This is a genomic window from Gottfriedia sp. NPDC058432, from assembly GCF_042721555.1.
Classification (GTDB): Bacteria; Bacillota; Bacilli; order Bacillales; family Bacillaceae_G; genus Gottfriedia.
In genome coordinates this window covers 23,530-31,625 of sequence record NZ_JBHXLC010000037.1, presented here as the reverse complement: position 1 = coordinate 31,625, position 8,096 = coordinate 23,530, and the positions used below count along the sequence as shown (strand labels likewise).

The 8,096-nt window shown below is 32.4% G+C and carries 7 protein-coding genes; 4 read left to right on the top strand and 3 right to left on the bottom strand.

Annotated features, from left to right (window positions below; genetic code table 11):
* Window positions 1-609: 609 nt before the first annotated feature.
* Window positions 610-870 carry a hypothetical protein gene (locus ACFWM3_RS23395; protein WP_390313119.1) on the bottom strand — a complete coding sequence of 87 codons (261 nt, stop codon included), beginning with the start codon at window positions 868-870 and terminating at the stop codon, window positions 610-612.
* Window positions 871-1,268: 398 nt separating this feature from the next.
* Here ACFWM3_RS23395 and ACFWM3_RS23390 point away from each other — a divergent pair, with 398 nt between their 5' ends.
* The 3 genes from ACFWM3_RS23390 (at window position 1,269) to ACFWM3_RS23380 (ending at window position 3,460) form a co-directional block, all read left to right on the top strand.
* On the top strand, window positions 1,269-1,508 hold the full coding sequence (locus tag ACFWM3_RS23390; protein WP_390313118.1) for a hypothetical protein: 240 nt from the start codon (window positions 1,269-1,271) through the stop codon (window positions 1,506-1,508).
* 534 nt (window positions 1,509-2,042) lie between these two features.
* Entirely contained in the window at window positions 2,043-2,609 is a 567-nt protein-coding gene (locus tag ACFWM3_RS23385; RefSeq protein WP_390313117.1) for a sigma-70 family RNA polymerase sigma factor, read from the top strand.
* The gene (locus tag ACFWM3_RS23380; RefSeq protein WP_390313116.1) at window positions 2,606-3,460 is read left to right on the top strand and encodes a LolA family protein; all 855 of its coding nucleotides are present in this window, start codon (window positions 2,606-2,608) and stop codon (window positions 3,458-3,460) included. The genes ACFWM3_RS23385 and ACFWM3_RS23380 overlap by 4 nt, the downstream gene beginning before the upstream one ends.
* Before the next feature lie 313 nt (window positions 3,461-3,773).
* Here ACFWM3_RS23380 and ACFWM3_RS23375 read toward each other — a convergent pair whose 3' ends face one another.
* Both ACFWM3_RS23375 and ACFWM3_RS23370 read right to left on the bottom strand, forming a co-directional pair.
* A complete protein-coding gene (locus tag ACFWM3_RS23375; RefSeq protein ID WP_390313115.1) occupies window positions 3,774-5,183 on the bottom strand; it encodes an amino acid permease in 1,410 nt (469 codons plus the stop codon).
* Window positions 5,184-6,272, bottom strand: coding sequence for an aromatic ring-hydroxylating oxygenase subunit alpha (locus ACFWM3_RS23370; RefSeq protein WP_390313114.1), 1,089 nt, complete (start codon window positions 6,270-6,272; stop codon window positions 5,184-5,186).
* A gap of 469 nt (window positions 6,273-6,741) precedes the next feature.
* On the opposite strand from ACFWM3_RS23370, the gene ACFWM3_RS23365 reads away from it, so the two are divergent.
* Complete coding sequence (locus tag ACFWM3_RS23365; protein ID WP_056473548.1) at window positions 6,742-7,425, top strand: GntR family transcriptional regulator; 684 nt, start codon at window positions 6,742-6,744, stop codon at window positions 7,423-7,425.
* Window positions 7,426-8,096 lie beyond the last annotated feature (671 nt).

Sequence of the window (8,096 nt, the reverse complement as noted above, 5' to 3'; positions counted from 1 at the left end):
ACCTTCGATTTTCTAGGTTTTACGCATTATTGTGGGAAAAGCAAACAAGGAAAGTTTCGAGTGAAACGGAAATCAAGTAGGAAGAAAGTACAAAGCAAATTAAAAGAATCTAAAGAATGGTTGAAGAAGAATAGAAATAACAATATTCATATAATCATGGACAGATTCAAACGCTCGCTTATTGGTTATTTCAACTACTATTGCATCACTGATAATATTCCAAGTGTTAACATTTTCAAAGTTAAAATCGAGAATCTAATATTTAAATGGCTCAATAGAAGAAGTCAAAGGAAATCCTTTAAATGGGAGAAATTCAGACTCTTCCTGAGCAAATTTCCACTACCCTCACCAAGGGTCAAAGTGAATATCTATGATTTAAGAAAAGAAATTAACTACATTCTGTAAATGATTACTGGAGGAGCCGTGTGCATTAATAGTGCAAGCACGGTTCTGAGAGGGTTTGGAGTTCAATTACCGAAAGGTAAAAGACTCCATTCTACTCGACTAGTTGGGTAATACTTAGAATCCAATAATAGGTTCCTTTTGCGACAACTGAATTTGCATTATCCAATCAAAAACCCCTTCAATTCATAGAAGGGGTTTTTTGTGTTAATAAACGATCACCATCGTAACGATGATTCCGACAGTATAGAGAATTGAAGTGAGTAAAGCAACCGGTTTGTAGCGATGATTCGTCCGTTTATCCAATTCACTTTCTGGGTTTTCGATTTTAAAGCCCGTTTGCCCTTGGGAGATTCGCTCGGTGTCAAATAACCCTTGTTTACTCGACAACAAATAAAGAAATATACTCGTTAATAGTCCAAAAAACAGTGCATAGTCAAGATAATATCCACCGTATAGATGCTGCACCAGAAGATTTCCTCCTACTAAAAAGACGATGGTACACAAACTACCAATATATTTTTTCATAATTACCTCACACTTCATCTAACACTTATTTTCCATTCATTACCAATTTATTCGCGGTGTAATGGAATAAACCTCTTATTTTAAAAAAAAATGTAGATGAAACATTATAGATGTCAAATAACAAAGAATTGACTTAGAGCTGATTGGAGAAATGTCCCAAGTAATAAAAATAAGTAATAACTTTCTTCAACTAACACATGCGTATGTTGAACAACCCGGTCGGCTGAAAAGTCGATTTTTTATTGAACAAAATGGCAGTTTAGTTGGATAAGGATTTTTAACAAATTTACCAATATTTGGATTATAATTATTAATACTAAGGTTAGGAGGCGGAATTTTTGAAAACATCTTTTACATTAAATAAAATCGTTTTAAAAGGAATTTTAAGTTTTTTAATAGGAGTTATTTTATTTGGCTTTTTATTTCTTTGGAAAAAAGATATGGGGTTAATTGCAAATTTCTTATTTTCTATAACGGCAGGTATCTTGGGTTATATGGTTGTATCTCCTTTATTAAAGTCCATTGAAGAAAAGAGAACCTTTGAATCTAAATTTGATAAATGGTTAGGTAGAAATTAGCTCATAAACAACACGATCGGCTATGGAAATATAAAAGAATAAAATACCAAAAGGATATTATACAAATGAATCATATTAAATTTTTTGTTATACAGTTAATGCTATGTGGTGTAGTATTCCTAACTGCATCATACTTAGACAGCTATATTAGCAAACCATATACTATTATAGATTTAATAGCACTAATCATTGGTTTAATAATATATTATATCGTTTTAACCCTATACGAAAAGGCGAAAAAAAGTCTAAAACCCGTTCGCTATGAGATTTTATCTTCCTTATTAGCTATTCTTATTACGGCTATCATTACAAGTGTTTTAACTGGGAATTGAAGTTTTAATCTTTATGCAACTAACGCATTGCGTTAGTTGAACAAAAAAAAGGTCTTTTTAAATTAAAAATAGAATTAAACATGCATTACTTCGATAATCAAGAAGTAATGCTTTTTTTATTTTAAAATTGTGAGAAAAAATCGTTTTTAATACGTTTTATAATATGTAAAATCTTTTACCAAAAAAATAAGGGAATGGTTAAATGAAGTCTAATGATAAAAATTTTATTCAGCGATTAAAGCGACAAAAAGAAGATGCATTAGAATTTATAGTTGATCAATACTTGCCGTTAATAAAGGGAGTGGCTTATCAGGTTCTCGCTCCCCTTAAAAATGATGGAATTATAGAAGAATGTATAAATGATATTTTTCTTTCAATATGGAACCATTCGGAAAAGTTCGATGGAAATTCAAGTGATTTCAAGAAATGGATTTGTGCGATTGCAAAGTTTAAGTCGATTGATTATTACAGGAGAATTAGTAAAGAAAAAGAGTTCCCTTCTAATTATATGGATTTGAATGCTGAAGAATCAGTTGAAGATGAATTAATTAAATCGGAAGACAAATCTGAGCTAATTAAATTAATCAATCAATTAGATCCACTTGATCGAGATATTTTTATTATGAAGTTCTTTCTGGGATTAAAAACGGAGCATATCTCTATAAAACTCGGTTTGACTAAAGCTTCCATTGATAATCGGATTTATAGGGGAAAAAAGAAACTTTCTAAAAAAGCTACGAATCTTATTCTAGGAGGTAGTATTGTATGAAAGATATTTATGCATTATTAAATGAAATTGACATAGATGTAAATGAATATGAGGAAATGGAAGTAAGTGAATTTGAAAAGGCTAAAGTAAAAAGAGTTTTAAAACAAACAATTAATAAAAAAAAATCAATGAAGAGTTGGAAAAAACCAGTAGCAGCTTGTTGTGTAATCATTGGATTGGGTTACAGTTCAATGACTATTCCACCCGTCAAAGCATCAATTGAAACGGCATTAAATATGTTACTCAAAGACAAGTTTGAGAAAATGGATAATCTCCCATCTGAGACTAAATTTATGGCAGTTGAAAAGTATAAGAATGGTGATACTCTAACTACTTATATTTCTGGAAAAAAGGAAAGAGATGAGTGGCAAAATGGAAACTTTTCAATTTCAGATGGAAAAATTATTGCTTCATACGATAAGAACTCAAATATTTTTCTGATCGTAAAAAACGATGGTGAAGGATATTTAGAGGCAAAAAAAATGTTCTTAGAATTAGATCCTTCACAAATAAAGGACCTCGGAACAGACACCTTTTTTAATCGTACAGTTAATAAATATTTAGTTCAACCGTCAGATACAGAAAAAATAGAACTATGGTTTGATAAAAAAACAGATTTTTTAGTAAGAAAAATTGAAATCAATCCTGATCATACTCGAATTGAAAGTTCTAAAATAACCAACCTAGATTTTAATGCAGATATTTCTCAAAGTATTTTTGACATCAAAGCCCCTAACGGAGCACATGTTATCAATGCTAGTAATCCCAAATCCATGACTAAAGAACAGAAAAAAGAATATGAAAAATATATGGAAAAATCAGAGAGTAATCCGAAATTTGAAGATGAATAAAGAGTGTACTTTAAACCTTGATTAATCCATTTCTTATAGAACTAACGCATGCGTTAGTTCAATAAAAATAAGCCATATAAAAGGCTTGTAAAAGTAATAGTTTAGCCAACTAATATGGAGTAGAATACATAGAAAACCAATAATATAAGTTAAAAAAAACAAAATGGGTAAGGAGATGAACTCCTTACCCATTTTGTCAACAGCCCCATAGAAGTGACCTTTTTCATGTGTCTACTTCATAGGGTACATTTTATTTCTTTCGGATGCCTTTTTATTGGATTTAAAAATACCTAGTCTAGTGTAAACAGACTAATTACAGATGTTCTTCTATCTTAGTTGCTTGTATTGGTATGACATTATTAACCCATTTAAATCGTACTAGATAATATACATAACAGGAAACTACAAATCCAGTTGCCCAATAGAACGATGCGCGTTGGGATGAATCTAATACAAGTGATAGTATGATCCCTACGCACATAATGAACGAAGCGATTGGAACAAATGGATACCATTTCACTCGAAATGCCAAATCTTCTAATTTACCTCCATTTTTTATGTACGCACGTCTAAAGTTTATGTGTGAAAGTGCAATGACAGCCCAGGCAATAGTCGTTCCGATTCCTGATATTGCTAACAAAACAACAAATAAGGTGTTAGCTGCTATTACGCTAGTTAACAATGATAATAGGGCAAAGGCCAAACTAACTAATAGTGCGTTCATAGGAATTTGTCGTTTGCTTAATTTTCCGAATGCTTTTGGAACCTGACCACTTTCACTCATTGCGAAAAACATACGTGAGCAAAGGTATAAACCCGAATTCCCTACTGACAAAACAGCTGTTAAAATAACAAAATTCATGATGTCTGCTGCATATGGGATGCCTACTTTGTCAAACATCATTACAAATGGGCTTTCTACAAGTCCTGCTTTTCTCCATGGGACCAAAGCACTGACGATGATAATGCTTGTCACATAAAATAGAAGGACGCGGAAAATAATATTTTTTGTTGCTTTTGGAATGTCGCGTTCTGGATTTTCGGATTCACCAGCTGTAACCCCTAACAGTTCTGTTCCTTGGAATCCATAAAGTACAGAAATCATAGTTATTAAAATTGGAGTGAATCCTTTTGGGAACCAACCTCCGTCATTGTATAAGTTGGTGAAGAAAGGGGCTGTTTGACCACCTTTCAAAGAGATAATGCCTAAAACGGCGCATCCGCCAATGATAATAAATAAAATAATCGCCACAATTTTAATTCCGGCAAAATAATATTCTGTTTCAGCAAAACCTTTTGTGGTTAACGCGTTTATTCCGAACAGTAAAACGATGAAAAATAAGCACCAAATCCAAGTCGGCATATCAGGAAACCATCGCTTCATTAACAAACCTGCCGCTGTAAACTCAAGTCCGACTGTAGTCGCCCAACTCATCCAATAAGCAATTCCTACCATGAAACCTGTCGATGGACCAATGTATTTCGTTGCATATGCTTGGAATGAGCCTGTCACTGGCATGGCAACTGCAAGTTCCCCGAGGCAAAGCATTACGAGATACGTCATAATCCCACCAATCAGATATGCTACAATCGCTCCTCCAGCGCCTGCACTATTAATAGTTAAACCTGACCCTAAAAATAACCCAGTTCCAATTACTCCTCCCATCGAGATCATCGATAGATGGCGCGTTTTTAATACTCGTTTTAACTGTTGCTTCTCCATTTACTTCACCCCTAATGTTAATGGAACATAAGCTTGCTCACTTTCAAGTGCATGTTGTACTAATAAATGGAAATGATGAACACAATTTTCCGTTAAAGAAAAACGTCCTTGTGTATAGCCTTTTGATTGAAGTCCTTTTTGAACGGTTTCACATATTACAAAATCTTCTTCTCGAACTTGATCTAAAAATGCATAGAATTTTTTTTGTTCATCTAAGTCGTTTAAATCTAAGAAATATGTCGTATAAATTAATTTAGTAGTTTCGTGATCAATTGGAATTGATTGATTAATAGAAACGTTAGGAAGTCCTGGATTCACACTAATCCACATATTCGGATATAAGAAGTAATATTTTGCACTTTGACCTAATTTATCTGGTTCATTAGTGCCAGAGCGTAAAGGAACACCTTGATAGGAGTAGTTATCAAATGTACTAATTTCATAATTGTCCATATCCAGAGTGTTCACAAATCCTTTATGAATAGTTGGACAGTGATCACATTCCAAATAATTGTCTACAGTTACTTTCCAATTACACTTCACAATATCTTCTTGCACACGAGCAATTTTTAATTCCTCAAGAGGATAATCTTTTAACCCGTCAAACAAATTACCAAATACTTCAGACATCGAGGAAGCGTTTTCATCTAAGTTAATATATATAAAACTTGCCACAATTTCAAGTTTTGGCTGCTTTAAACAAAAATCCTCTGCATCAAATTGGAGTCCCTTCATGTTTGGTGCTCGATTTAAGTGACCATCTAGTGTAAATGTCCAAGCGTGATAAGGGCATTGGAGCATCTTCTTATTACCGCATTCTCTTTCTTCTAGTTTAGAAGCACGATGAGTGCATACGTTATAAAATGCTCGAATGACTCCATCGTTTCCTTTGGCAATTAAAATTGAATGTCCCGCAATATCTTTCGTAAAAAAGTCACCATTATGTTTTACCTGGCTTACGTGTCCAGCAAATAACCATGATTTTTCAAAAATTTTCTCTTGTTCGATTTTCAATGCCGCCTCATCTGTGTATAGACGGGATGGTAACGTGTATGATTGTCTTAACTCTGGGTTAACTTTATGTTCCATATCTCATAACCTCACTTTTTGTAAACTAATTTAAATTAAGAAAATAAATAAAAAAGCTAGTTGGAATCCTAATGATCAATCTTTATACCGCACCTTTTGTCATCATAATGAAAAAACAGGGTTTGTTTATTACGAGAAAAAATAATGACAAATGGCTGTTGGATTATAATACCTATTCCGCTGAATCCCCCCAATCGAAAAATATTCTTAAAAAATGGAGAATGGTAATTTACTTAAAAATATAATAACATGGTATACAAAAATAGTATACAATTTATTTTAAATTATTCTGATTATTCAGATTTGATTTTTTTATATATAAATACTCAAATAAGCTTATGGTTTTCAGATGGAAACATAATTTTAATTTAAGGGGTTTGTCCTCTACTTGGTTGGAAATGAGAGGAAAAAATAATATAATGTAAAGAAATGATGAATTAATTATTCCTATCCGTTAGGTGGTTACAATATGAGTCAGGACAGTATTCAAAAATCAAATATGGAGGAATTGGTTTACACAAAGATTAAATTATCAATCTATAACCGATTCATCCGCCCAGGAAGTCAGCTTGTGGAAGCGGCAATAGCAAAAAAGCTAAATGTTAGCAGGACGCCTGTAAGAGCGGCTATAAAAAAATTGGAGCATGAAGGATATGTGCAGGTTACCCCAAATAGGGGAGCTTTTGTCATTAAACCAACTGCGGAAGAGATGAAAGATGCCTATTCAGTTAGGTTACTTCTAGAAAAGCAATCCGCTGGACTAGCAGCTGAGCGGATTAGCAAAGAAGATATTGAAAAGCTTTATAATTTAATAGATGAAGAGAAACGAACATTTGATCATCGAGATACGGATAGTTATTATAAAATGAATGACTCTTTCCACTCAATCATAGCTGAGGCTTCACAAAATAAACTATTGCTCGAATATGTTAAAGATATTGTTAGCAGAACTACTATCTACGTTGTATTATTTGATCCTCTGGATACATTAAAAATAAACCCATCCATTGAAGAGCATATTGCTATAGTAAAGGCCCTTGAATCAAGAGATAAAATAGAGGCTGAAAAGGCTATGGAGATACATTTGACAAGTGTGATAACTGGTTTGAAATTAGAAGATAATGGGCTACAAGAGGATGTTCTTTTTCTATAGTGACTTATATTTTTAGCTTTTATTAATACTTTAAGGAGCTTTTTTGGCAGGTTTAAAGAGGTAAATAAAATATTAATATACATACCAAAATCAAGATGTGAGAAGCAAAGTAAACTAAGGAGATAGCTTATCTACTTTGAATAGTGGAAGAATTGTTTTGAAAAATATACTAATAACTTAAAATGACAACGTTCCTTAATTAAAATGTACCGTTTGTAAAGGATATTTGAAAAAGGTCTAGGCCACACAAAGAAGATGAATTCTGTATTCTATTATTAATCCATTTAATGCTAAAAGGTTCGGCAGGTAACTACAATATGAATTTCTCTTTTTCCTTTTTATCCATAGAACTTAATTGACCAATATAACTATAATCTGACTTCAAAAATACTCCGTTTAATAGTGACACATTTACTACACCTTATGAAAAAGGATGTAAAATAGCGAAAATAATTATTATGAAACATTATGTAATTAGCGCATTCGTTAGTTCATGAAGGGCTATTAAGTAGCCCTTTTTATTTTGCAAACAGCAGTATAGATTAATTAAAAAACAGTGTTTTAATCTATATACATTATTTTAAAAAGGATAAAGTTATATGCTGAAAATTAAATTTGAAGAGTGTCATTAAGAGACATCTTAAAAATTATAAATAAATTACTCTTAACTA

What these genes read in the sequence shown, in the direction of transcription:
- ACFWM3_RS23385 (WP_390313117.1), top strand. Translation starts at nt 2,043, where the DNA reads ATGAAGTCTAATGATAAAAATTTTATTCAGCGATTAAAGCGACAAAAA.
- ACFWM3_RS23380 (WP_390313116.1), top strand. Translation starts at nt 2,606, where the DNA reads ATGAAAGATATTTATGCATTATTAAATGAAATTGACATAGATGTAAAT.
- ACFWM3_RS23375 (WP_390313115.1), bottom strand. Translation starts at nt 5,183, where the DNA reads ATGGAGAAGCAACAGTTAAAACGAGTATTAAAAACGCGCCATCTATCG.
- ACFWM3_RS23370 (WP_390313114.1), bottom strand. Translation starts at nt 6,272, where the DNA reads ATGGAACATAAAGTTAACCCAGAGTTAAGACAATCATACACGTTACCA.
- ACFWM3_RS23365 (WP_056473548.1), top strand. Translation starts at nt 6,742, where the DNA reads ATGAGTCAGGACAGTATTCAAAAATCAAATATGGAGGAATTGGTTTAC.